The sequence below is a fragment of the Rossellomorea oryzaecorticis genome (genome assembly GCF_038405515.1).
GTDB lineage: Bacteria > Bacillota > Bacilli > Bacillales > Bacillaceae_B > Rossellomorea > Rossellomorea oryzaecorticis_A.
Window position 1 is genome coordinate 1 of the sequence record NZ_JBBYAF010000031.1, and the last position, 22,796, is coordinate 22,796.

The window sequence follows — 22,796 nt, forward strand, 5'->3', positions numbered from 1 at the left end:
GTAGCTTATGTGAGACCCCGCAGGAGCGAACGCGACGAGGAGGCTCACGGGCTACCCGCGGAAAGCGAAGTCTTGCACGGAAATCAATAGCGGTGATTAGAGGCTACACTTAAATGTTCGTCTTAAGGCAGTGGTTTTTTAGTTTTATCCCAAGTTCTTTTACCCTTTTAAAAGAAGTGCTTCCAGTTCCGGTTCGCCGTCAGCAAACCCCAAAGCGACAATCGTATATGCTTGATTGGCATTCAGTTTTACATTGGGTATATCCAGCACCTTATTTTTTGTTCCAGCGATTCTTGCCTCCAGGTTAACCGACATGGGGGTCAGATTTAAATACTCTGATGCCTGTTTGAAGGAGATGTCAGAAAATACGGTGTCTCCTCCTTTAACTCCAATATCGACTGCAGGGGCGTCAGGTGAAAGGTGAATGAACTTTATTTTTGCTTCTCCGCTTGGAACAGCCGGTTCATCAATGAATGGAAGCAGCTGGAGTTTTTTTGTAGTACCTACAGCTGCAAGCGTGTAAACTTTTCCTGGTTCGATGTTCACCTTTTTGCTGATCAGGGTGTTGACGCCGGTTCCGGCAGGATAAATATCGATATGATACTTGCCTGCCGGCAGTGTCAGGTAGTCACTGATATCTTTAAAGGCAACATCTCTTAATACACGATTTGCATTTAAATATACATCAACACTTGGGGCGTCAGGTACTGCGTGAAGGACTCTGACATAGGAAGGCTGGTTGGAAAGGTTCATCTCCCTCTGCTGGGCCTTGAGTGCAAAATTGATATACTTCAGATGTTTTTGATAATAATGGATATGCATGGAAGGGTGGGTGTACTTGTAATAATCAGCCAATAAATCGTATAAAGCCGCTTTATTTAAATAATCTTGTTGGTTCCTCATTTCGTTCTCCCCTTTAATCTTTCTCGCCACAATAGAATATGCAGGAGAGGATAATTGGTGAAAATACCTATTTTTATGTATACTTCTGAAAAATAGAAAATATTTCTTGTGTAATTGAATTCTTTAAGAGATAATAGACTTAACTTATTGAAAGCGGGTGATGTGATATGAAAAGACTTAAGAGCATGGTTAACCAAGAGTTGTATAAATCAAAAATAGTCTCTGCATGTCAACAAACCGCTTTATTCGGAAAATCATTTTAGAGGTCTCTTTATACCCTAGAGATAAAAATCCGTTGGCGTGCAGAGCGCAAATGGATTTTTTTATTTTAGGGAGGATTAACATTGAATACAATCAGAACACGTTTATTTAATAGCAAGCTTGAATCTTTAAGCAATGGAACCATGGAAGTAAATAAGCTTGGAAGAATCGTGACCGAGCAAAAGGGTTCCTATAGGGTTATGACTCAAACCGAAGAACTATTGTGTAAAATATCCGGAAAGTTACGCTTTGAAACCGTAAGCAGAGAAGATTTACCCGCCGTAGGAGACTGGGTGCAGATTAGTGAAGAAGGAATCATCATTGAAAAAGTGTTTCCGAGAACCAGTAAATTTTCAAGGAAAAAAGCAGGACAGGAAGCTGAAGAACAGATTATCGCTGCCAATATAGATACGATCTTCATCCTTTCCTCTTTAAATGATGAATTGAACATAAGTCGTATCGAACGCTATTTATTGCTCTGCTGGGAAAGTGGAGCAAATCCCGTAGTCATCTTGACCAAAGCAGACACTTGTATGGATGCAGTCGAGAAAAGGAAAGAAGTAGAAGGCAATTTGCATGGTGTGAAAGTTCTCACTATCAGTTCTATTACGAAAGAAGGAATCGAAGAACTAAGCCCATTTTTAGAAATGGGTAAAACAGTCGCTTTAGTCGGTTCCTCAGGGGTTGGCAAGTCGACATTAACAAATCTTCTCATTGATGCAGATGTCCAGAAAACGAAAGAAATCAGGGAAACAGATGATAAGGGGAGACATACGACGACCCATAGAGAATTATTTCTTTTAGAAAATGGGGCTTCCATTATTGATACACCCGGGATGAGGGAGATCCAGCTGTGGCAGGGGCAGGAAGGGTTGTCGACTCAATTCAATGATATTGAAGAACTTGCTTTGTCCTGCAGATTCAATGATTGCTCTCATAATGAAGAACCAGGCTGCAGAATTAAAGAAGCGATCCTTGCCGATGAACTTGACCATAATCGATTAAGTCAATACCAAAAGCTCCAAAAGGAAATCGCATATACAGAAAGAAGAGGAAACAAAAGACTTGAATCCTTAGAACGGAAAAAGTGGAAAAACATCGGAAAGCAAAGAAAACTGAAATAACGTTAAAAAGATTGATCCTTAGCCGTACAGGGTCAGTCTTTTTTATTTTCGAACTGCATTAATTTTATTTTTCCTGTTTATGAGTTAAAATCTCATACAAAGGGAAAAGTCTATATATCACTAAGAAAGGTTGATGAAGATGTCGAATGACCACACTTTTCAGAAAGCGACATTTGCCGGAGGCTGTTTTTGGTGTATGGTGAAACCGTTTGATCAACAGCCGGGTATCGAAAGTGTTACTTCAGGATATACAGGTGGCGCTACACCAAACCCATCTTATCAGGAAGTCTGTTCAGAAACGACAGGACATTATGAAGCAGTCCAGATTGTATACGATCCAGAAGTATTTCCTTACGATGAATTACTTGAAGTGTATTGGCAGCAGATTGACCCTACAGACCCCGGAGGCCAGTTTTTTGACAGGGGACATTCATATAAGACGGCTATCTTCTATCATGATGAAAAACAAAGGATACTTGCAGAACATTCAAAACAGGATCTCGAAAAATCAGGGAAATTCAATAAACCGATTGTAACAGCCATCCTGCCAGCCAAAGAATTTTATCCTGCAGAAGAATATCATCAGGAATACTACAAGAAGAATCCTGTCCATTACCAGCGCTATAGCCACGGTTCAGGTAGAGCGTCATTTATCAAAGAAAAATGGGGGGAGAATGATGAACAATAAAGAAGAGTTAAAGAAAAAACTATCGCCTGTCCAGTACGAAGTAACCCAGAATAATGGAACAGAACCTCCTTTTAGAAATGAGTATTGGGATCAGTTTAATGACGGTATATATGTAGATGTGGTATCAGGAGAACCTCTTTTCAGTTCGAAAGACAAATATGATGCCGGGTGCGGCTGGCCGAGCTTCACGAAGCCGATCGATAAAGGGGAAATAGAAGAAAAAGAGGACCGCAGCCATTTCATGGTCAGGACTGAAGTCAGGAGCAAGCATGGAGATTCTCATCTAGGACATGTGTTTAATGACGGGCCTGGACCAGAAAAATTGCGTTACTGCATCAATTCAGCCGCCCTTCGATTCATCCCTTACGATAAGCTAGAAGCGGAAGGATACGGTTCATTCAAAAAGTTATTTTAATATATTGTTTGTGTTGTGAGAAATTTCACATATGTGCTAAAATAAAGTCTCCATGTTTATTCATTTGTACATATGTGTATATACTTTATATAGGAAGGTGAAGATCTTATGCTAAAAAAACTATTTGGTAAAAAAGAAGAAGCTCCTAAAACAGTACTTGCAGCTGCACCGCTGACAGGAACAGTGAAATCGTTGGATGAGGTTCCGGACCCGGTGTTTTCTCAAAAGATGATGGGCGACGGAATCGCGATCGAACCCACTGAAGGAAAAGTGGTATCACCGGTAGATGGTGAGATCATGCAGCTTTTCCCTACAAAGCATGCTGTAGGAATTAAAGCCAAGAATGGAGCGGAAATCTTAATTCATATCGGACTCGAAACAGTGTCAATGGACGGAGAAGGCTTCGAAGCCCACGTTTCGGAAGGTTCGAAAGTAAGTAAAGGGGATGCCCTTATCACATTCGATTTGGATTTGGTTAAAGAAAAAGCTAAAAGCACGATTACGCCAATCATTTTAACCAACGGGGACAATATGTCTGAATTGGTTAAGAAAGATGCTGTTTCGGTAACAGCAGGCAAAGAGGAAATATTGGAAATATCAGCCGAATAGAGAAGAAGAAAAAGAGTATCCATAACGCTTTAATGCGATAGGGTACTCTTTTTTCATTTCTATTCTTTTTTTGAAGCCATTCCTCCTGATAAAATGAACTTCATCGCTTCCTCAGATTTTATATCAAGGATCTTGATATCCTCTTTAGGGATGAGAAAAGTGATTCCTGCTACCTGAAAAGTTTGAGGTATATATACGGCAATATGTGCGACAAGATCATTATGCAGATCACCCAAGTTTTCAGTAGTAATAAATCCAAGACATTTCATGTTGGTGCCTGGCATTTTTACCAGTGCAACCTTCGAAAAGGACTTCTTCTCACCTATGAATGAATGGATGGTGTCTTTGATTACTGAGTAAATGGTCTTTACAAATGGAATCTTGTTAAGCAGTACATCTACCAGGCTGATTACGGCACCTGTAATGAACTTTGTGGATAACCATCCCAGCAGGGTCAATAGGACGATGGTGGCCAGAAGTCCGACGCCCGGAATGTAGTGTTCGTTCAAATAAGGCTTCATTACATTTCCGAGCAGTCCATCGAGAAAGACAAACATTTTATACACAACATAAATGACCAAAGCAATTGGGACAATTGTTATTACACCATTTAATAATGACTTAATGAACCATTTCATCTTATATTTCTCCTCTTCAGTTGCCAGTTTCAAGATACATATTTTCAGTATATTAAAAAGAGTGCGTGGTGAAAAGATTTGTTTTTTGGGCAAAATGGGCAAATGCACAAACAGTGGCCGGGCAATTGACATACATTGAAGTGTAAATACAAAATGAGGAGAGATATGTATGTATAAAGGTGCTGTTGAACCAAGTTATACTCAATGCCATCCGGGATATGGATATCCGGTTGCTGGAGCTGCCTATGGCAATAATTTTGCGTTGATTGTCGTGTTGTTTATTTTGTTAATCATTATCGGAGCTGTATGTTACTGCGGTAAATAAATGTTTGGTGGAATATAAAAAGGTGCCGAAGCAAATGCTTCGGCACCTTTTTGAATGGAGCAGAGTCTATATTTTAAAACTTGATACAAGCTCCTTTAATTTTTCTGCTTGTTGTGAAAGTTCTGATGCGCTTGCCGTGACTTCTTCCATCGCAGCGGAACCTTCCTCAGAGGCAGCTGCGGTGGATTCTGTATTTGCAGCAGTAGCAGCCGCAATTTCGTTTACTTGGGCGAAAGAACTGGCTACTTCCTGACTTAGGTTGAGTGTTGCTTGAATATGATCAACCATTTCATTCACAACGACAGTCGTTTTATTCGTCTGATTTAAAATATCTTCAAGAGAAGCATTTGTTTCATTGGTGATTTCAACACCGGCGATGACTTCTTTCACACCCTCAGAGTTTTGTTTGATGATCACATTCACTTCTTCCTGAATGCTGTGAACGATTTCTGTAACACCTTTTGCCGCCTTTTGTGATTGCTCGGCAAGCTTCCTGACTTCATCGGCAACAACGGCAAAACCGCGGCCGTGTTCACCTGCCCGAGCCGCCTCGATGGCCGCATTCAGCGCTAATAGATTGGTCTGTTCAGCAATTTCTGTAATCGTACCGATGATCGTAGTGATCTGGGAAGAACGTTTTCCGAGAGCTTCGACTGTTTGACTGGTATTGGCCATGGTTTCTTCTATATTCATCATTTTAGTGGAAGAGGCTTGTACGGACTTGCCGCCTTTTTCAGCTACGCTCCTCATATCATTGGCCGTTTGCTTCACCATTTCAGCCTGATCGAATAGGAAACGGGCAGCTTCTTCCAAGCTGTTCATTCTGTCAAATGAATTGGACATTTTCATTGTTGTCTGATCGGTACCGGCAGCGATTTCACTTGAAGTTTCTGCGATGGAGTTAATTGTTCTCGATGTTTCCTCGGCAGAAGCCAATAATTGCTGAGAGCTGGCTGAAACATTTTCTGCCATTGCTGAAACTTCTTTTACAAGGACGGCTATCCCTTCGATAAGCTGGTTTGTATCAGATGCCAGACCTGCTAATTCATCTTTGGATTTAACCTTTATTCGTTTTGTCAGATCACCGCCCGCATTGGCGATTTCCAAGATGGAGTGGCTGATCTTCCTGACATTGGTTTTAATGTTCTTTGAAAGAATGAAGCCAAAGAATACAGCCAATAGTACGGCAAATGCAGATAAACTGATTGTCACGATCTTAGACAAAATGACTTGCTGATTCAATGAATCTATTCTCTCGTTAAGATCCTTCTGCTGATCAACTACAATCATATCGACATATGAGCGGATCCCGTCGAGATATTTCTTACCAGTGCCTGATTCTACGAGAGTGGCGGCTTTTTCAAGCCCGTCATCCTTCCTCGTTTCAATGACCCTATCAACAAATTGGATCCAGTATTGATACTGCTTTTCGATCTTATCAAGCTTATCAAGCTGATCACTGTCATCTTTCAACAGAATTTCTAAATCTTTAAAGTGGTTTTCAACCTGATTTTTCCCATTCCCGTATGGAGCTAAGAAGCCGGTTGCACCAGTAATGACAAATCCCTGTTCACCGATTTCAATGTCATTTAGTACCTTAGATAAGTCCTTTATCTTTGTATCCACCTGCATATCGTATTCTATTAATGTCTTAATTTCACTTTCTAACTTCATCATATTGTAGTATGAAGTAGAGGCTAGTATTAATAGGACTATGGTCAGTAAACCGAATGAAAGAACAACTTTTCCACGGATCGTACGAAAATATGTAAGGTATCCACGATTATTCTTCTTCTTTTCCCTGCTCGTTTTCTTTTTCTTGGCTATTGGCAATTTGATTGGTGACTTTAATTTCTTCTTTATCACTGCATCCCCCTCCTGGACGTGAAAAAAGTAGCATCAAAGGATGAACTTACCATTATATTACCTATATTATACTGATTAATCTAGTCAATTTGGTGACTTTGTGTCGATTTTTTTAGAATTTTATCATATTTTCATATATTCGAACGAATGTTGTAATTTTTTATATTATGTTCGTGTTTTTTGTTTTTTTTGGTTAAATAGGTTAAATAGTTTCATACTGTTAGATTAATGTTTATAAGATTTAAGCAGACCAGGGATAGAAATACTTTACTGCTTGCTCTCATCAAACACAAACATTGAACGGAGTATGGTCAATGGTTCTTGCTGTATGAGTTAGGTCTTTAGTAGTGTTTGTTTGGCTGCGGTAAAATCACTGGATCCGTTTCAGCAGTTTTTTTGAAATGCAAAGAAAGATTCCCGTTTCTAAACATATGAATGTAAGAAAGGGGATCCTTCAATTGTGAAACACAGGTTGATGATAAGTGAGAATGATATTGAGTTTTTAGGGGGGAGATTATGCCTCATTCACATTTAATTAAACCTTTAATCGGTGATCATTACCCAATGATTGACTATGGTAAAGGTGTGTATCTGTACGATAAGGAAGGCCAGGAATATCTAGATGCGTGTTCGGGTGCCGTCACTGCTAATTTGGGACATGGTATGGAAGAAATCATTCAATCGATTGTTGATCAGGGAAGCAAAGTGGCGTTTGTATATCGTTCACAATTCAGTAATCAGCCTGCAGAAGATTTAGCCGCTTTTCTGCATGAAAAGACGGGGTATCCCTGGAGTTTCTTTGTGAACAGCGGCTCTGAAGCAGTCGAAACGGCGATCAAAATTGCTCTTCAGCATTGGCAGGAAAAAGGCCGACCAGCCAAAAGAAGAATCCTGTCGAGGTGGTTAAGTTATCATGGAATAACATTTGGTGCTTTATCAGCTTCGGGTCATCCTGTCCGGAGGGAACGTTTCGATTCCGTGATAGGGGATTGGCCGACAGTCGAACCCCCGTATTGCTCAAAATGTCCTTTTGGCAAGACTTATCCTTCCTGTAATCTGGCTTGTGCAGATCAGCTGGAAATCATGATAAGAAGAATAGGTTCAGAAAATATCGCTGCGTTCATATCAGAACCGATAATCGGAGCGGCAGGCGGAGCCATCACTCCTCCCAAAGAATATTATTCTCGTATTAAAGAAATCTGCGGACGAAACAACATTTTATTCATTTCTGATGAAGTCATGACTGGATGTGGAAGAACCGGAACGTTTTTAGCTCTTGAACAATGGGGGATCGAAGCGGATATCGTGGCGGTAGGTAAAGGTATGAGTGCGGGGTATGCCCCAATAGCGGCAGCACTCATGTCCGATAAGGTGATGGATCCTATTATAAATGGGACAAGAATTATTATGAGCGGCCACACATATAGCGGTAATCCTCTTTCATCCGCAGCCGCACTGGCTGTTCTGAAGCTCATCGATTCAGAAAAAATCATCGAGGGAGTGGAAAGTAAAAGCATCTACTTAAGAAATTTATTGGATAAATTGAAGGCTGAATTTTCTTTTGTGCAGGAAGTAAGGGGAAAGGGCTTATTATTGGGATTGGAATTTGACATGAAAGGCATAGAAACAGGGGGGGCGTTTACTTCTGCTGTCGTGGCTGCAGGTGTCGATAACGGAATTCTTTTATACCCTGCGGCTGCAGGCATTGACGGCAGGAAGGGTTCAGCCATAATCATAGCACCTCCATTGAACATTACAAAAAGGGAACTGGATGAAGTATATAAAAGGTTACGTTCCACCTTTCAAACATTAGAAAAAAACTGGAAGGAGGATCATGATGATTGGACATCTAAATAAGATAAGCAGTTATGAGAGGATAAGGTCCCTGTTCTTTCATAATATGACCTTGATGTTTGGCGGTTTTGGCGGAGTAGGCTCCCCCCCGACGATCATTAAAAACATCCTGGATTGGGGGATAAGAGATCTGACGATTATCGGCAATGATACCGGCTTTCCCCATATAGGCATTGGGCAGTTGGTCGCTGATAACAGAGTGAAAAAAGTCATTGCCTCTCATATCGGATCAAATCCAATAGCCGGCAGGTTAATGAGTGAAGGAATGCTTGAAGTGGAATTTTCCCCTCAAGGCATACTGGCTGAAAGAATCAGGGCAGGAGGAGTTGGTTTGAAAGGCATCCTTTCTGAAATCGGTATAGATGATCCTTATTTAAACAAAGGGAAGAAAGTTATTGAAATAGATGGACATCCATATTTATTTGAGTCGGCCCTTGTTTCTGAAGTAGGGATCGTCTATGCCAAAAAAGCAGATCCATTTGGAAATCTGGTTTATGACAAAAGTGCAAGAAATACAAATCCGTTGGTGGCTATGGCTTCTGATATCACAATTGTAGAAGCGGAAGAAATTGTGGAGGCAGGAGACTTGGATCCTGAAGAAGTGGTGACCTCCGGAGTGTTCGTTGATCATATTGTACCTTCTGAAGGAGTCGACTGGAAATGGATATGGGAATAAAGAACAGACTGGCAAGGAGAGCTGCCCAGGAAGTAAAGGAAGGGATGGTCGTCAATCTTGGTATAGGAATCCCTTCACTCGTACCCAATCATCTTCCATCTGGGTACGGGGTTATTTTTCATTCGGAAAATGGAATTGTGGGCATAGGGGCGGCCACTCCGAATGGTACGGAGGATGAAAACCTGTGCAATGCAGGAGGATTCCCGGTTTCATTGATTAAGGGAGGGAGTTATACAGACAGCGCGGCCGCTTTCGCGATGATCCGCAGGGGGAAAATTGATTTAACCATCCTTGGTTCTTTACAGGTAAGCGAAAAAGGAGATCTGGCAAACTGGATTATACCGGGTAAAAAGGTGCCGGGTATGGGAGGTGCCACCGAGCTTGCTTCTAAAGCGAAAAAAGTGATCGTGTTGATGACCCACTTGGATAAATATCTTAATAGTAAATTAGTCAAAGAGTGTACACTGCCACTGACGGCAAAACAATGTGTGTCCATGATCATTACAGATCGCGGAGTGTTCTCAGTGAATAACGGTCAATTAACATTAATTGAAGTATTCCGTCCGTTTTCATTAGAGGAAATCAAAGAATCCACGGAAGCTGATTATATAATAAGTTCCGATTTGCATTATATCGAATAAGAAATGGGGAGGAGAGGAATCGAGTTGAATGATGTCCATCGTCTCATAAAAAGTAAGATAGAAGAAAAAAAAAGGAGCACAGTGGAACTTCTGCAAAAATTGGTTCAGGAAGACAGCACCAGAGGGAATGAATACAAGGCACAAGCGGTTATTATCGAAAGATGCAGGGAGCTGGGGATGGAGCTTGATATTTGGGAAGTACAAGAACAAGGATTGAAAGAACATCCCTTTTACCGCTGTGATCGTACGGACTTTAAAGGAAATCCCAACCTGGCAGCTTTATTAAAGGGGACAGGCGGCGGTAAGAGCCTTATATTAAATGGTCATATCGATGTCGTTCCTGAGGGAGACAGAACGGACTGGGAGTATGATCCTTATAGCGGCAAAGTTATCGATGGGAAATTATATGGCAGGGGTTCAACCGATATGAAAGGGGGAACTTCATCCCTTTTATTGGCGATAGAAGTGATCAAGGAGCTTCAGATTCCTTTGAAAGGGGACATCATCTTTCAGAGTGTAATAGAAGAAGAGAGCGGTGGAACAGGAACTCTCGCAGCATTGTTAAGGGGGTATGAGGCAGACGGCGCCATCATTCCCGAACCGACAAATATGAAGATTTTCCCCAAGCAGCAAGGTTCGATGTGGTTCAGGATTGCAGTTAAAGGAAAAGCTGCTCATGGCGGTACCAGATACGAAGGCATCAATGCGATAGAAAAAGGCTGCACTGTCATTTCGGCCTTGAATAACCTCGAGCATGAGAGAAACAAGAGAGTAAAGGATCCTTTATATGATAATGTCCCCATTCCTTTGCCAATCAATATAGGGAAAGTCGAAAGTGGAAAGTGGCCGTCCTCTGTACCCGATCTTGCCGTCATCGAGGGAAGGGTGGGAGTGGCACCATGGGAGACGATGGAGCATGTTGAACAAGAATTTGAACAATGTCTTGCAAGCCTTGGTGAAGAAGATCCCTGGTTTAAAGAACATCCTGTTGAAGTCGAGTGGTTTGGCGGCCGCTGGCAGCCTGGCGACTTATCACCCGATCATCCTATCATGAGCCAATTAAAAAACTCCTATAAACAGGTGATGACGTCAAATCCGGTCATTGAGGCTTCACCTTGGGGGACTGATGGCGGTATTCTTTCACAAGGCGGGGGCATCCCTGTGGTAGTATTCGGGCCAGGCATCACGGAAGTGGCACATGATGCCAATGAGTTCATTGAATTGAAACGAATATTTCAAACTGCAGAAATACTTACACTATTTATCATTGATTGGTGTAATAGTGAAAAGTAATCTGAAAGCTTCATAGCGAATGTCAGGAAAGTAAGCCCAGTGAACCCGGAACAACCATGGTCAAAGATTGGTTGTTCTTTTATTTAGGATGTTTGTTTCATATCCTTCTAAACACATTCATATGTTGATAAAAAAGGGTGCTTGTTATGCAGAATTATGAAGTGATTAAACAATCAAAACTCTCGGCTTCCATTTACAGGGATCGTGTAAACAAAAGGATTCGGGTGGATGATGTACGCGGGAATCTACCATCCTTACTACCTTATTTAGACACCGAAGTTCAATCTGCTCATTACGAAAAGCTTATCATCAAGGCAAGGGAGCATCAAGTGAGAACGCTGCTGGAAAAGGGCTACGTTCACGAAGCTGTGATCAACCATTATTTTAATGGAGACAGCGCCCATTTCATGTCCAAATTCATGAAGGAAGAACGCCGTACAAGCCATTATTGGTGTGATGAAGATGAGATTCTTTCTTCTGTACAAAAGCTTAGGGGATTCCCATCCATAAAGGAGGTGGAACCTGTCATCCAGTTGGCCGGAATTGAGCTTGCGGAAGAATTAGCCCATTTATACAAAGAGGTATTTCAGCTTTATCCCGTCCCGATGCATGATCCAGACTATATAAGAGATGCAATGAATAATGGGACAATCTTTGTTTGCATCCGGGAAAACGGTAAAGTGATTAGTGCTGCATCCGCAGAAATAGATTATCAATATAAAAATGCGGAACTTACAGACTGCGCAACCCTCCCTCAATACAGGAAGGGAGGTTACATGAAGAACCTGATTGCCAAGCTGGAGGAAGAATTAATGTCACGGCAAATATTTTGTGCATACACCATTGCCAGAGCTCTTTCATACGGAATGAATGCTGTATTTCATCAACGGGGTTATCGGTACAGGGGAAGACTCGCTAACAACTGTTATATTTACGACAAAATGGAAGATATGAATATATGGGAAAAGGATATGGGCAAATAAACGGAAAAGGGAATAAAACAATGCTGATTGAAAAGGCCGGTCATCCTATGGATCTTAGGGTTAAACTTTAAGAAAGATGGTGGATAAATTGAGGATGAATCTATATAAACCAAAAAGACACTGGAAAGACATTGAGCTTTGGAAAGACGTCACCGACGAACAATGGAATAACTGGCTATGGCAATTGACAAATACGATAAGAACACTGGATGACTTGAAAAAAGTGATGAATCTTACTCCCGAAGAGGAAGAGGGGGTAAGGATTTCAACAAAGACAATTCCTTTAAATATTACTCCTTATTATGCATGGTTAATGAATGAAGATGATCCCCGGTGTCCCATCAGAATGCAATCAGTACCGATCGGGAAGGAAATCAATAAAACCAAATATGACTTAGAAGATCCATTACATGAAGATGAGGACTCTCCTGTACCAGGATTAACTCACAGATATCCTGATCGTGTTCTGTTTCTTGTTACAAATCAATGCTCCATGTATTGCCGTTACTGTACTAGAAGACGATTCTCCGGTCAGATAGGCATGGGCGTCCCTAAAAAACAGTTGGATGCAGCGATTCAGTATATTCGTGAGACGCCGGTTGTCAGGGATGTATTATTATCAGGCGGAGATGGATTATTGATCAACGATCAGGTATTGGAGTATATATTAAAGAATCTGAGAGACATCCCACATGTGGAAATCATCAGGATCGGTACAAGAGCACCTGTTGTGTTTCCGCAGCGTATCACAGAAAATCTTTGCAGCATCCTTAAGAAATATCATCCTGTTTGGTTGAATACACATTTCAATACGTCGATCGAAATAACGGAAGAATCAAAAAAAGCCTGTGAAATGCTTGCAGATGCAGGAGTACCTGTAGGGAACCAGGCAGTCATCTTAGCCGGGATCAACGACAGCACCCCGATCATGAAAAAACTGATGCATGACCTTGTCAAGATACGGGTGCGTCCTTACTATATTTATCAATGTGATTTATCAGAAGGAATCGGACATTTCAGGGCGCCGGTGGCCAAGGGTCTCGAGATCATGGAAGGCTTGCGGGGACATACTTCCGGTTATGCAGTACCAACGTTCGTATTGGATGCACCAGGAGGTGGAGGTAAAATTTCGCTTCAGCCAAATTACCTTATATCCCAAAGTGCTTCTAAAGTGGTTGTGCGCAACTTTGAAGGTGTCATATCGACGTATCCTGAACCGCAAGGATATGTACCTGGAAGAGCGGATGATTATTTTAAAGAAATCTATCATGATGAAGAGATTAAAGATACAACAATCGGTATCGCCGGATTAATGAATGATACCCACGCTTCGTTGACACCGAGTGGATTAAAAAGATTAGAGCGGAGGAAAAAATACGAAGAAGATCCATCCCACCATTCACTGAAGAACTTCAGGGACAAACGTGATCAGCTTAAAGAGAAAAAACATAAAGCGATGCTCGCTAAAATGAACAAAGAAAAAAAGGAAGACTATGTTGATGGAAAATAAGCATAGATGCGAATGGTGCGGGGAAGCAGACGTAAAAGAAGGAAAAGGAAATGTGTATTGGGAACTGCCGGACGGTACGAGGGCCATTACAATAGCAGATGTCCCGGATATCAAATGCAGTGCATGTGGAATGGAATATCAGGAGGAATATGTGATTAATGAAATTGAAGATCAATTAATGTTAATCGAAACCAAAAAGCTTTCAGATGTGATTACCTATGAAGATCTCCTCAAGATTCCGAGATTCCTTAAAAAAAATTATTTTCGCTTTTGACATTTTGTATCCTTTACGGATTCTCCTCCATCCGCTATCCTTTATAAAAGACAATTCGTAAAGGATAGGTGATTGGATGAGAAAATCATTTTATCATTATTTAATGAAATACAGGCAGCCGACAGCCAAAGATAATATAACCAAGTTTGCTAATGCAGCCTACGATGATCACAGCTTCCCGAAACAATCCGAAAAGTACGATGAAATCAGTTCATACCTTGAAATGAACGGTTCCTACTTAGACAGCATGTCCATCTTCGATCAGGCGTGGGATCAGTATTCAATAGAAGAAAAAGAGTAAACGTAAAAGACTGACTGAAGTAAAGATTTTAACTGAAGTCAGTCTTTTTATTATTTGGCTATGTTAAAACTCAATATGTTTTAATTGGTTCCAGCTGTTGATTGGAGTGCAAGACGAAGACTCCTGCGGGAGAAACGAGACAGGTGTGACCTGTCCAGCTCCGGCGGCTAGAGGCTCGAGACATAAGCCATGCCATCCATAAAGGCAAAAACCGCGTTTATGGCTGCCCTGTCTTATGCTTGTCGCCTCTGGGCGAGCCGCCTCCGCTTTTCTGATAGGTATGAGTATAGATTTCAAAGGAGCGCGGAGAAACCGAATTCTTGTATCCCGTTATAGCGTTTTTTGCATATTATATAAAAAAGGCGATTAAGGGTGAGGGGAGAATGAAGAATCGAAAAGAGCCTAGATTCAGGGTAGGGGAAACAGTGGTCGTTACCATATACGGGACAGTTGGAAAAATCACGAATATTAAGAAACTGGATGGCGAGTTCCTATATGAAGTAAACGAAAGTGAAGGATTATTTAAAGAAAAGGCACTTGAACTGCTCGAATCATATGACGGATATATTTTTGAACAAGAACAAATCGATATAGAATATAAATTTCTTTTTGGTGATCTGGTCATTGTCAAAGGGTATGAAGAGGACTTATTCAAAGTAGTCGGGTTCAGGACGGAAATCTGGCGATATAAAGACGATGCATGGGAAGATGTCATATACGAATTAATGAGGATCACTGACGGGGAATGGCTGGAGGCAGACGAAGATGAAATCACTCTCGTAGCCGATGAAGAGCAGGCAGACGCGTTTATAAAAAAGTACGGCTTTGTGTTTCCGCAAAAAAAAGATGCAAAGACCAAACTCCTTAAGTCCCCCTCACATAAAACAAGCTGGGTAGACCAACTGCTTGATTACTATAATGACTATAAAGCTCTTTATCTTTTCTTTCAAGATAACACATATAAAAAGAAGATGGAGCATGTACTCGAACAATTAAAAAATCATGCGAATTCTCACTCTGCCGTCAAAGAGAAGGAATAATCCACATAATATACAAAAATAGCGGAACACTTATCAATAAGAAGGAAATTAATATTGCACGAAGAACCCATTGCATACAGGCTGCAATTTTCCCTTCCCCATTTTCTAAATCTTTAAGTGTGGATTGGCCTTTTTTAATAAACGTCAACATACAATCGCTCCTCTAATCTTAATGGTAAAGTGTATGCTTGTCCTAAATCTCTTATGAAAACTTTTTTCTACTGGCATAACTAAGCTGCCGGTGTCATAAATTGAGAATCAAAGGGGGCGATCAAATGCGGGAGATAGAAGTCTTTATCGACACTGAAGAAATTGCCGATTTCTTCATGAAAGAACTTGTGCAAAGAGGCTATGTACCTTCTGAAGATGAGTTGGAAGAACTAGCGGACATAACCTTCGAGTATCTGATTGCCAAGTGCATCATCGACGAAGAATGGGAAGAGGACGTATAAATCAAACGTAAGGTCCGTCACTCAGCACATAATAAAGTGCTGAGTGACGGACCTTTTTGTTTATTTCTAATTTTTGAAACCAAGGAAGACATCAAATCGTATATAGTGGTAGTGCCAGAAAGTTATTTTAGGCGAAGATGTATGGCCGCACGTTTGAAGATTTAATCTTTGAAGAAGGAAAAACCTATTCAGAAAAAGAATCTATAGAACTAGGCACCCGAAAACCAAGGTGATGATTCAAAAGCTGCTCAAGAATGAATCCTTTTGAAAATGCTTTGAAGATATGATGAAAATAAGATATCCATAAAAAAATAGGAGAAGCGGAGGAATTAGAATGTCATTTTTTAACAAAATTTTTGCATCAGTAGGGATTGGTGCAGCAACTGTCGATACGAAATTGGAAAAATCAAGTTATCAAGCTGGTGAAACAGCAAAAGGTGTGGTGGAAATAACAGGGGGGAGTACATCCCAGACGATCGATTCGATTTATTTAACTTTGTATACGACTTATATACGTGAATCGGATGATAAGAAATATACCGATTATGCCCCTATTCAAAAAGTTCAAATATCAGAACCATTCACTATCGGAGAAAATGAAAAGAAAGAAATTCCATTTTCCTTCACTCTGCCTTTTGAAACGCCAATTACGTATGGCAATACGAGAGTATGGGTGGCAACCGGCCTGGATATTAAAAATTCTGTAGATCCAAAGGACAAAGATTATATTGAAATACTTCCGAATAGTTTAATCAATGCGATTCTCCAATCTGTTCAAGAACTGGGCTTTAGAATACGCAAAGTTGAGTGTGAACAGGCTCCGCGACGTTTCAGAGGACGCTATCCATTCATACAGGAGTTCGAATTTGTTCCTGTGAATGGCCAGTATCAACGCTCATTGGATGAAATCGAATTGATGTTCCTTAATCAATCGGAAGATCAGACAGATTTACTGATTGAAGTGGATCGAAGAGCGAGGGGGCTTGGAGGATTTTTGGCGGAAGCACTTGAAATGGATGAATCCATGGTGAGAATAACAGTCCGTTCATCCGATCTGCCGAATTTATCATCTAAGCTGAAAGAAACCATCAGCAGGTTCGCTTGATTCTTTTCGACAAAGGTTCCTATTTTTTGATGAAGGATTCGACAAAGCCTTTGTTTAATACTATGAGTACAACTATAACCGGAGGGGTGCTCATGCTTTTACTTGAAAAAATCAAACGTCCAAGGATGCTGAGGTCCAAATATGATATTACCGTGTTTCAGACTCCCAAATATGGTGAAGAAAAGGGCTACCAGAAGGTGTATCGAATTTCGATAGAAGCGAATAACCATGATGAGGCACTTTATGAAACATTCAGGATGTTTAATGTTCCGGACCTTATGCCAGATGATTATAAAGGCCGTTATATTGCCACCCGGGATATTATTTTTATTGATGAAGGAAGAAGGGGCCATTTCTACTATCGATTACAGCCGAATGGTTGGAAAAGGGTAAATCGTATCCTTCTGCATTAAACCCTAAAATAGGAAAGACTCCGCGTACGCAGGGAATCTTTCCTTTTAATATTGATTAAATGTGGTGTCCGGGACCGTTTTTTCTATTTACAGTTGAATTTTCTTTAGCATGGGCATTGTGTTCTGCTTCGATTGCTTCTTTTGGAATATGATTATTTTTCTTTGGCGAATTGATTCTGTTTCTGTGTTTTTTACCCAAAATGATCCTCCTCGCAAAATTAAGATTTCAGCCTTTCGGTTCTTGAAGAGTTAGGTTGAGTTCTGGAACGGGTAGAAGGGTTTGTTTCATTTGCATGCTGGACTGCCTGCTGAAGTTTTTTGCTCATTTTTTCCTTCGTCATGACCATACCTCCTTCTATCTATAGTTTTACCAGTTGATGACTTCCTATCCGTGAACTTGTGTATCGTTGCATATGCTTACAAAAAGGATTACAATGGTACTTCAACAGTTTTTATTAGGAGGATTTTAAGATGAGCGTACATATCAATGCGAAAGAAAATGAAATTGCAGAAACGGTATTACTTCCTGGAGATCCGTTAAGAGCAAAATATATAGCTGAGACATTTTTAGAGAACCCTGTATGCTATAACGAAGTTCGTAATATGTTTGGATACACGGGAACATATAAAGGAAAAAGAATCAGTGTTCAGGGGACGGGGATGGGTGTACCATCCATTTCAATCTACATTAATGAATTGATGCAAAGCTATAATGTCCAGAATTTGATACGCGTAGGAACATGTGGTGCAATCCAGAAAGATGTCAAAGTACGTGATGTAATCCTTGCGATGACTTCATCAACTGATTCACAAATGAACCGTTTGACTTTTAACGGGATTGATTATGCTCCTACAGCTAACTTCGATTTATTGAAACGTGCATATGACAGTGGAGTCGAAAAAGGTCTCAGCTTGAAAGTCGGAAATGTATTCACAGCAGATATGTTCTATAACGATAATGCTGAACATGAAAAATGGGCTCAATATGGAATACTTGCAATCGAAATGGAAACTTCCGCGCTCTACACATTAGCTTCAAAATATGGACGAAATGCTCTTTCAGTTCTGACAGTCAGCGACCACATTCTCACTGGTGAGGAGACTACAGCTGAGGAGCGTCAGACGACTTTCAATGAGATGATTGAAGTAGCTCTCGAAGCAGCTATCAAAGAATAAATAATAAAGATAACGCTTACTTTAAACTGCTTGCTGACCCAGTAAGCAGTTTTATTATCGTTTAATACAGCATACAGTAGGATTATCCTGATTACACGATGCAGGTTTCGTGTTAATATGAACTGTGTAACATTATAGAGAAACTAGGTGAAAGTATGAAAAAGGTCATCCTGGTTATTGCGGGCTCCCTTATTGTTTTATCAGGGTGTCAGCAAGCACAAGAATGGTCCGAGAATTTACTAGGTAAAAAACAAACGGAAGAGACAGAGAGCAAGGAAGAAAATAACGGTCCAAGTGTATCTGAATCCCCAGAGGTTCCACCAGAGGAAGACACCAACGAACAAGTTCCCCCAGAAGAATCTGTGCCTCCCGAACTTCAATTGGAATCGAAATTCTTTAATCAGGTGAAGGCTGTGGATGGCAAGCAGGTGATCCAGAATCCTGCCAATATCCTTGCGCTGGTGAATAAAGAATTTGCGCTTGGTGAGTATAAACCGGAAGACTTGGTACGTCCGAAGGTTCCTTTCGTATTCGGGAATCAGGAAATTGAGAAAGCCTATATCCGTGAAGAAGCTGCAAGGGCATTGGAGCAGATGTTTGATGCAGCAAAGTCACAGCAGATCTTTCTCACAGCTATCTCAGGTTACCGCTCATACGAATATCAAGAAATGCTCTTAAATCGTGAAATTGAACAGTTTGGCAAAGAAAAAGCCGTCATGGCAGTTGCACCTCCAGGACAAAGTGAACATCAGTCAGGGCTTGCAATCGACATTTCAAGTAAGAGCAATGACTTTCAGGTCAATATTGAATTCGGTCAAACAAAAGAAGGAAAATGGCTTGCTGAAAATGCTTATAAATATGGTTTTATCCTCAGATATCCTGAGGATAAAGTGGATATTACCAAGTATCAATATGAGCCTTGGCACTTCAGATACGTTGGACCTGAAGCCGCCAAAGTTATTTACGAAAATGACTGGACCTTGGAAGAATATTTCCAGAATGTAAAAAAAATCTAATGATAGAAGGCAGGAAGCATATTTGAGCTTCCTGCTTTTTTTTATTTGAGCATGTTAAGTGTATTCTTGATTCTAAGGTATACTTTCAATTTATTATAATTTAATTATGTAAACTTAAAAGAAGGAGTGAATATTTGGAAGTAAACTGCAGACATTATACTAAAGACCAGGCTAAGGGGGGATAAAGGAATGTCTCCAATCAAAATCATACCAAAGAAGAAAAAAAACCCTAAGTATAAAAGGGAAGAGCCGATTGCAGTCGATGATTATATAAGCGATGAGAAAAATGAATTCATCAATCGGGATCTTGAGAGGAATGTCACTTATTTACGGAGTAAACTGGGTGATAGTGGAGATGTGATCATCAGGCACATCCAGCCCCATCCCCAACTCAAAATGGTTATTGTCTATATTGATGGGTTATCTGGTGCTCTGCAAATACAGGAAAGTGTTATTAAGTCAGTGATGGAATGGTCTGAAAAGTATATGGAAGAAGAGCATGGAAGTCACTTTATTGCAACAATGGGCGACTCAATCATGACGGTCGGGGATATCGGTTATTGTGAACATTATAGTGAAGTGTTTTCTGCAATTCTCTCGGGAGATTCAGTCATTCTAGTAGATGGCTATACTCGTGCAGTCATAGCCAAGACCAAAGATCCAAATAAAAGAGATGTAACCGAGCCGAAAACGCAAAGTGTGGTTCGGGGCCCGCAGGAAGGATTTACGGAAGATATCAGGACGAATACAAGTCTTGTCAGAAGAAAGATCAGGAGTGTGGATTTAAGGCTTGAATGCAACTTGGTCGGGAGATATACACAGACTGATGTAAGCATTATGTATATAAAAGGAATTGCAAATGATGAAATCCTGAATGAAGTGAGAAGTAGAATAAAAAAAATCGATATCGATGGAATTCTGGAAAGTGCATATATCGAAGAACTTGTACAGGACAGCACGCTTTCTCCTTTTCCTACTATATTTAATTCAGAACGGCCTGATGTCATTGCTGCCGGTTTACTTGAAGGCAGGATTGCGATATTAGTGGACGGAACTCCATTTGTGTTATTGGTTCCGGTTGTGTTCCCGCAATTTTTCCAGGCAGCTGAGGATTACTATCAGCGTTCCGATTTTGGTCTTATGAGGATGCTGCGCTATGTTGCCTTTTTCTTCGCATTATTGAGTCCATCCTTATTCATTGCCATAAAAACGTATCATCAGGAATTAATTCCTACACCTTTGATGATTACGTTGGCGGCACAACGTGAAGGGGTACCGTTTCCAGCCTTTGTAGAAGCATTGATTATGGAAATTACATTTGAAATTCTCAGGGAGGCGGGCATCCGCATGCCAAAGGCAGTTGGTCAGGCGATTTCTATCGTTGGGGCTCTAGTCATTGGACAGGCAGCTGTTGAAGCAGGGTTTGTCACTCCAGCCATGGTCATAGTTGTAGCTATAACCGCTATTTCGACTTTCGTCTTTCCTGCATACAACCTTGCCATTGCAGTTCGTGGTCTTCGATTTGCGTTTATGGTATTGGCTGCAACGTTTGGATTATTCGGGGTGACGGTTGGCTTATTCATGCTTGTCATTCATTTATGCAGCCTGCGGTCTTTCGGAGTTCCCTATATGTTTCCGATAGCTCCTTATAATTCTACAGACCAAAGGGACTCCATCTTTCATTTGCCTTTAAAATGGTTGCAGACGAGGCCTAGGCTCATCAATCAGACAAATTTGACAAGACAGCAATCAGTAAAAAAGTCTCCTGAAGAATAGGAATCCAGCGAGGTGAAAAATGAAGATACTCAAAGTTTCCATTATCCTATTATTAGTCTTAAGTCTTGTGTCAGGTTGTTGGAATAGGCGGGAGCTTAGTGAATTGGTCATCGCCTTAGCCATTGGGCTGGATAAAACGGACGATGGCTTTAGATTTACAGTCCAGTTGATCAACCCTACAGTTTCTTCAGAAGCCACTAAAAAGGGAGCGGTCGGATCCACGGTTCGTACCATTTCCGCAGAAGGGCAAACTCTATTTTCAGCCTGGAGGAAATTAACAAAGAAATCCCCGAGGAAAACCTATTTTGCACATGTACAGCTATTGGTCCTTCAAGAAAAGCTGGTGAAAGAGGATATTTCCAAGTTTTTAGATCCTTTGATAAGGGATCATGATTTCAGGACGGACTTTTATGTCCTGGTTTCCAAAGAAAATAACGCTAAGGAAATCTTGACGACTCTCACATTTCTGGAACCTATACCTGCCTTGTCATTAAAGTCCATGCTGGCAGCCTCTAACGAAAATCTCGGAACTGCTACGGTATATGAATTTGACGAAGTCCTTGAAGATTTGAAAACCAAAGGTAAAGAGCTGGTCATTTCAGGTGTCAGGGTGAAAGGGGATCCTGAAGAAGGCTCCATGGTACCATCTACTGAAACTTCAAATCCCAAATCCTACTTAATGCTTGAAGATCTGGCTGTATTTAAAGAAAGCAAAATAATTGGATGGTTTAACGAAGATCAAAGTAAGGGGTATAACTACTCCCAGGGGAGGATGAAAAGTACTGCCGAGGTGTTGTCATGCCCGATGAATAAAGAAGGAAAGCTTACCGTTGAAATCATTCGGTCAAATGCCAGCATGGATGCCAAACTTATCAAGGGTGTTCCGAAATTGACAATTGATGTGGAGGCAGAAGGTAACATTGTGGATGTAGAATGTAAATTGGATCCTTCTGATTTAAAGATTTTAAAAGAAATTGAAAAGGATTTAACAAAGAAGATTAAATCTGAGATCAAGGAAACGATACAGGTGTCTCAAGAAGAATTCCAATCAGATACTCTTGGCTTCGGAAGTGTCGTTCATCGAAAGGAGCCTGCATATTGGCGGAAAAACAAAGATAGATGGGCAGATTTGTTTCCTGAGATCCAATACGATATAAAGGTATCTGCAAAGGTAAGAAATACAGGTTCACTGGGGCAATCGCTTAGTGAAAAGGGGGGCTGATCTTGGTTAACTTACTCATCATCCTCGGTATATCGATACTGATGTTTTTCATTGATTTCAGGGAATTAAAGAAAAGCCGGAAAGAATTGATCGTCTATTCAGGCTTTCTTGCGTTCGGCATTGCCCTTTTTGCTGCTGATGCGCTTGGCTTGGAGATCCCCAATCCATTGAATGCTGTCATCTTTCTATTCAAACCGATGACACAATGGATAAACAGCTTGTTTAAATAGGACTA

27 protein-coding genes are annotated in these 22,796 nt (G+C 40.8%); 22 read left to right on the forward strand and 5 right to left on the reverse strand.

The window, feature by feature from the left end:
• Positions 1 to 159 precede the first annotated feature (159 nt).
• Positions 160 to 903 carry a DUF4397 domain-containing protein gene (locus AAEO50_RS14870; RefSeq protein WP_341985078.1) on the reverse strand — a complete coding sequence of 248 codons (744 nt, stop codon included), beginning with the start codon at positions 901 to 903 and terminating at the stop codon, positions 160 to 162.
• A 344-nt stretch (positions 904 to 1,247) separates the two neighbouring features.
• Between AAEO50_RS14870 and rsgA the strand changes: the two genes are divergently transcribed.
• From rsgA to AAEO50_RS14890, 4 genes are all read left to right on the forward strand, one after another.
• The gene (gene rsgA / locus AAEO50_RS14875) at positions 1,248 to 2,288 is read left to right on the forward strand and encodes a ribosome small subunit-dependent GTPase A (RefSeq protein ID WP_341985079.1); all 1,041 of its coding nucleotides are present in this window, start codon (positions 1,248 to 1,250) and stop codon (positions 2,286 to 2,288) included.
• A gap of 133 nt (positions 2,289 to 2,421) precedes the next feature.
• Positions 2,422 to 2,976, forward strand: coding sequence for a peptide-methionine (S)-S-oxide reductase MsrA (gene msrA / locus AAEO50_RS14880; protein WP_425383204.1), 555 nt, complete (start codon positions 2,422 to 2,424; stop codon positions 2,974 to 2,976).
• Entirely contained in the window at positions 2,963 to 3,391 is a 429-nt protein-coding gene (msrB, locus tag AAEO50_RS14885; RefSeq protein ID WP_341985080.1) for a peptide-methionine (R)-S-oxide reductase MsrB, read from the forward strand. The genes msrA and msrB overlap by 14 nt, the downstream gene beginning before the upstream one ends.
• 108 nt (positions 3,392 to 3,499) lie before the next feature.
• The gene (locus tag AAEO50_RS14890) at positions 3,500 to 4,000 is read left to right on the forward strand and encodes a PTS glucose transporter subunit IIA (RefSeq protein ID WP_341985081.1); all 501 of its coding nucleotides are present in this window, start codon (positions 3,500 to 3,502) and stop codon (positions 3,998 to 4,000) included.
• A 59-nt stretch (positions 4,001 to 4,059) separates the two neighbouring features.
• Here AAEO50_RS14890 and AAEO50_RS14895 read toward each other — a convergent pair whose 3' ends face one another.
• Positions 4,060 to 4,638 (reverse strand): DUF502 domain-containing protein, encoded by a 579-nt coding sequence (locus tag AAEO50_RS14895; RefSeq protein WP_341985082.1) that lies wholly within the window; start codon positions 4,636 to 4,638, stop codon positions 4,060 to 4,062.
• A 169-nt stretch (positions 4,639 to 4,807) separates the two neighbouring features.
• On the opposite strand from AAEO50_RS14895, the gene AAEO50_RS14900 reads away from it, so the two are divergent.
• Positions 4,808 to 4,963 carry a YjcZ family sporulation protein gene (locus AAEO50_RS14900; RefSeq protein ID WP_341985083.1) on the forward strand — a complete coding sequence of 52 codons (156 nt, stop codon included), beginning with the start codon at positions 4,808 to 4,810 and terminating at the stop codon, positions 4,961 to 4,963.
• A gap of 66 nt (positions 4,964 to 5,029) precedes the next feature.
• On the opposite strand, the gene AAEO50_RS14905 is transcribed toward AAEO50_RS14900, so the two are convergent.
• A complete protein-coding gene (locus AAEO50_RS14905; RefSeq protein ID WP_341985084.1) occupies positions 5,030 to 6,829 on the reverse strand; it encodes a HAMP domain-containing methyl-accepting chemotaxis protein in 1,800 nt (599 codons plus the stop codon).
• Positions 6,830 to 7,345: 516 nt separating this feature from the next.
• On the opposite strand from AAEO50_RS14905, the gene AAEO50_RS14910 reads away from it, so the two are divergent.
• The 12 genes from AAEO50_RS14910 to AAEO50_RS14965 all read left to right on the forward strand — a co-directional run bounded on the left by AAEO50_RS14910 (position 7,346) and on the right by AAEO50_RS14965 (position 17,371).
• On the forward strand, positions 7,346 to 8,686 hold the full coding sequence (locus tag AAEO50_RS14910) for an aspartate aminotransferase family protein (protein ID WP_341985085.1): 1,341 nt from the start codon (positions 7,346 to 7,348) through the stop codon (positions 8,684 to 8,686).
• Entirely contained in the window at positions 8,667 to 9,359 is a 693-nt protein-coding gene (locus AAEO50_RS14915; protein WP_341985086.1) for a CoA transferase subunit A, read from the forward strand. The genes AAEO50_RS14910 and AAEO50_RS14915 overlap by 20 nt, the downstream gene beginning before the upstream one ends.
• On the forward strand, positions 9,338 to 10,000 hold the full coding sequence (locus tag AAEO50_RS14920) for a 3-oxoacid CoA-transferase subunit B (RefSeq protein WP_341985133.1): 663 nt from the start codon (positions 9,338 to 9,340) through the stop codon (positions 9,998 to 10,000). The genes AAEO50_RS14915 and AAEO50_RS14920 overlap by 22 nt, the downstream gene beginning before the upstream one ends.
• Before the next feature lie 3 nt (positions 10,001 to 10,003).
• Positions 10,004 to 11,293 (forward strand): peptidase, encoded by a 1,290-nt coding sequence (locus AAEO50_RS14925; RefSeq protein ID WP_341985087.1) that lies wholly within the window; start codon positions 10,004 to 10,006, stop codon positions 11,291 to 11,293.
• Between the two features lie 146 nt (positions 11,294 to 11,439).
• Complete coding sequence (gene ablB / locus AAEO50_RS14930) at positions 11,440 to 12,276, forward strand: putative beta-lysine N-acetyltransferase (protein WP_341985088.1); 837 nt, start codon at positions 11,440 to 11,442, stop codon at positions 12,274 to 12,276.
• A 94-nt stretch (positions 12,277 to 12,370) separates the two neighbouring features.
• Complete coding sequence (gene ablA / locus AAEO50_RS14935) at positions 12,371 to 13,786, forward strand: lysine 2,3-aminomutase (protein WP_425383205.1); 1,416 nt, start codon at positions 12,371 to 12,373, stop codon at positions 13,784 to 13,786.
• Positions 13,776 to 14,060, forward strand: a complete 285-nt coding sequence (locus AAEO50_RS14940) for a YokU family protein (RefSeq protein WP_341985090.1) — start codon at positions 13,776 to 13,778, stop codon at positions 14,058 to 14,060. The genes ablA and AAEO50_RS14940 overlap by 11 nt, the downstream gene beginning before the upstream one ends.
• Before the next feature lie 76 nt (positions 14,061 to 14,136).
• Positions 14,137 to 14,361, forward strand: a complete 225-nt coding sequence (locus AAEO50_RS14945) for a YozE family protein (RefSeq protein ID WP_341985091.1) — start codon at positions 14,137 to 14,139, stop codon at positions 14,359 to 14,361.
• Between the two features lie 383 nt (positions 14,362 to 14,744).
• The gene (locus AAEO50_RS14950) at positions 14,745 to 15,401 is read left to right on the forward strand and encodes a hypothetical protein (protein WP_341985092.1); all 657 of its coding nucleotides are present in this window, start codon (positions 14,745 to 14,747) and stop codon (positions 15,399 to 15,401) included.
• Between the two features lie 275 nt (positions 15,402 to 15,676).
• Positions 15,677 to 15,853, forward strand: a complete 177-nt coding sequence (locus AAEO50_RS14955) for a YozD family protein (RefSeq protein ID WP_334218773.1) — start codon at positions 15,677 to 15,679, stop codon at positions 15,851 to 15,853.
• Positions 15,854 to 16,187: 334 nt separating this feature from the next.
• On the forward strand, positions 16,188 to 16,958 hold the full coding sequence (locus AAEO50_RS14960; RefSeq protein WP_341985094.1) for a sporulation protein: 771 nt from the start codon (positions 16,188 to 16,190) through the stop codon (positions 16,956 to 16,958).
• Positions 16,959 to 17,050: 92 nt separating this feature from the next.
• Positions 17,051 to 17,371 (forward strand): YodL domain-containing protein, encoded by a 321-nt coding sequence (locus AAEO50_RS14965; protein ID WP_341985134.1) that lies wholly within the window; start codon positions 17,051 to 17,053, stop codon positions 17,369 to 17,371.
• 55 nt (positions 17,372 to 17,426) lie between these two features.
• Here AAEO50_RS14965 and AAEO50_RS14970 read toward each other — a convergent pair whose 3' ends face one another.
• Complete coding sequence (locus AAEO50_RS14970; RefSeq protein WP_341985095.1) at positions 17,427 to 17,570, reverse strand: hypothetical protein; 144 nt, start codon at positions 17,568 to 17,570, stop codon at positions 17,427 to 17,429.
• A 19-nt stretch (positions 17,571 to 17,589) separates the two neighbouring features.
• Positions 17,590 to 17,712: a hypothetical protein gene (locus tag AAEO50_RS14975; protein WP_303049510.1), complete on the reverse strand. Its 123-nt coding sequence runs from the start codon at positions 17,710 to 17,712 to the stop codon at positions 17,590 to 17,592.
• A 130-nt stretch (positions 17,713 to 17,842) separates the two neighbouring features.
• Between AAEO50_RS14975 and deoD the strand changes: the two genes are divergently transcribed.
• The 5 genes from deoD (at position 17,843) to AAEO50_RS15000 (ending at position 22,791) form a co-directional block, all read left to right on the forward strand.
• On the forward strand, positions 17,843 to 18,547 hold the full coding sequence (gene deoD, locus AAEO50_RS14980) for a purine-nucleoside phosphorylase (protein ID WP_341985096.1): 705 nt from the start codon (positions 17,843 to 17,845) through the stop codon (positions 18,545 to 18,547).
• 155 nt (positions 18,548 to 18,702) lie between these two features.
• Entirely contained in the window at positions 18,703 to 19,563 is an 861-nt protein-coding gene (locus AAEO50_RS14985) for a M15 family metallopeptidase (protein ID WP_341985097.1), read from the forward strand.
• Between the two features lie 189 nt (positions 19,564 to 19,752).
• On the forward strand, positions 19,753 to 21,339 hold the full coding sequence (locus AAEO50_RS14990; RefSeq protein ID WP_341985098.1) for a spore germination protein: 1,587 nt from the start codon (positions 19,753 to 19,755) through the stop codon (positions 21,337 to 21,339).
• A 19-nt stretch (positions 21,340 to 21,358) separates the two neighbouring features.
• Positions 21,359 to 22,561 carry a Ger(x)C family spore germination protein gene (locus AAEO50_RS14995; RefSeq protein WP_341985099.1) on the forward strand — a complete coding sequence of 401 codons (1,203 nt, stop codon included), beginning with the start codon at positions 21,359 to 21,361 and terminating at the stop codon, positions 22,559 to 22,561.
• 2 nt (positions 22,562 to 22,563) lie between these two features.
• Positions 22,564 to 22,791: a hypothetical protein gene (locus AAEO50_RS15000; RefSeq protein WP_341985100.1), complete on the forward strand. Its 228-nt coding sequence runs from the start codon at positions 22,564 to 22,566 to the stop codon at positions 22,789 to 22,791.
• Positions 22,792 to 22,796 lie beyond the last annotated feature (5 nt).

Excerpts from the sequence above, each read along its gene's own strand:
- AAEO50_RS14870 (WP_341985078.1), bottom strand. The coding sequence starts at position 903 with ATGAGGAACCAACAAGATTATTTAAATAAAGCGGCTTTATACGATTTA.
- msrA (WP_425383204.1), top strand. The coding sequence starts at position 2,422 with ATGAAGATGTCGAATGACCACACTTTTCAGAAAGCGACATTTGCCGGA.
- msrB (WP_341985080.1), top strand. The coding sequence starts at position 2,963 with ATGATGAACAATAAAGAAGAGTTAAAGAAAAAACTATCGCCTGTCCAG.
- AAEO50_RS14890 (WP_341985081.1), top strand. The coding sequence starts at position 3,500 with ATGCTAAAAAAACTATTTGGTAAAAAAGAAGAAGCTCCTAAAACAGTA.
- AAEO50_RS14895 (WP_341985082.1), bottom strand. The coding sequence starts at position 4,638 with ATGAAATGGTTCATTAAGTCATTATTAAATGGTGTAATAACAATTGTC.
- AAEO50_RS14900 (WP_341985083.1), top strand. The coding sequence starts at position 4,808 with ATGTATAAAGGTGCTGTTGAACCAAGTTATACTCAATGCCATCCGGGA.
- AAEO50_RS14910 (WP_341985085.1), top strand. The coding sequence starts at position 7,346 with ATGCCTCATTCACATTTAATTAAACCTTTAATCGGTGATCATTACCCA.
- AAEO50_RS14915 (WP_341985086.1), top strand. The coding sequence starts at position 8,667 with ATGATTGGACATCTAAATAAGATAAGCAGTTATGAGAGGATAAGGTCC.
- AAEO50_RS14925 (WP_341985087.1), top strand. The coding sequence starts at position 10,004 with ATGGGGAGGAGAGGAATCGAGTTGAATGATGTCCATCGTCTCATAAAA.
- ablB (WP_341985088.1), top strand. The coding sequence starts at position 11,440 with ATGCAGAATTATGAAGTGATTAAACAATCAAAACTCTCGGCTTCCATT.
- ablA (WP_425383205.1), top strand. The coding sequence starts at position 12,371 with ATGAATCTATATAAACCAAAAAGACACTGGAAAGACATTGAGCTTTGG.
- AAEO50_RS14940 (WP_341985090.1), top strand. The coding sequence starts at position 13,776 with ATGGAAAATAAGCATAGATGCGAATGGTGCGGGGAAGCAGACGTAAAA.
- AAEO50_RS14945 (WP_341985091.1), top strand. The coding sequence starts at position 14,137 with ATGAGAAAATCATTTTATCATTATTTAATGAAATACAGGCAGCCGACA.
- AAEO50_RS14950 (WP_341985092.1), top strand. The coding sequence starts at position 14,745 with ATGAAGAATCGAAAAGAGCCTAGATTCAGGGTAGGGGAAACAGTGGTC.
- AAEO50_RS14955 (WP_334218773.1), top strand. The coding sequence starts at position 15,677 with ATGCGGGAGATAGAAGTCTTTATCGACACTGAAGAAATTGCCGATTTC.
- AAEO50_RS14960 (WP_341985094.1), top strand. The coding sequence starts at position 16,188 with ATGTCATTTTTTAACAAAATTTTTGCATCAGTAGGGATTGGTGCAGCA.
- AAEO50_RS14965 (WP_341985134.1), top strand. The coding sequence starts at position 17,051 with ATGCTTTTACTTGAAAAAATCAAACGTCCAAGGATGCTGAGGTCCAAA.
- AAEO50_RS14975 (WP_303049510.1), bottom strand. The coding sequence starts at position 17,712 with ATGACGAAGGAAAAAATGAGCAAAAAACTTCAGCAGGCAGTCCAGCAT.
- deoD (WP_341985096.1), top strand. The coding sequence starts at position 17,843 with ATGAGCGTACATATCAATGCGAAAGAAAATGAAATTGCAGAAACGGTA.
- AAEO50_RS14985 (WP_341985097.1), top strand. The coding sequence starts at position 18,703 with ATGAAAAAGGTCATCCTGGTTATTGCGGGCTCCCTTATTGTTTTATCA.
- AAEO50_RS14990 (WP_341985098.1), top strand. The coding sequence starts at position 19,753 with ATGTCTCCAATCAAAATCATACCAAAGAAGAAAAAAAACCCTAAGTAT.
- AAEO50_RS14995 (WP_341985099.1), top strand. The coding sequence starts at position 21,359 with ATGAAGATACTCAAAGTTTCCATTATCCTATTATTAGTCTTAAGTCTT.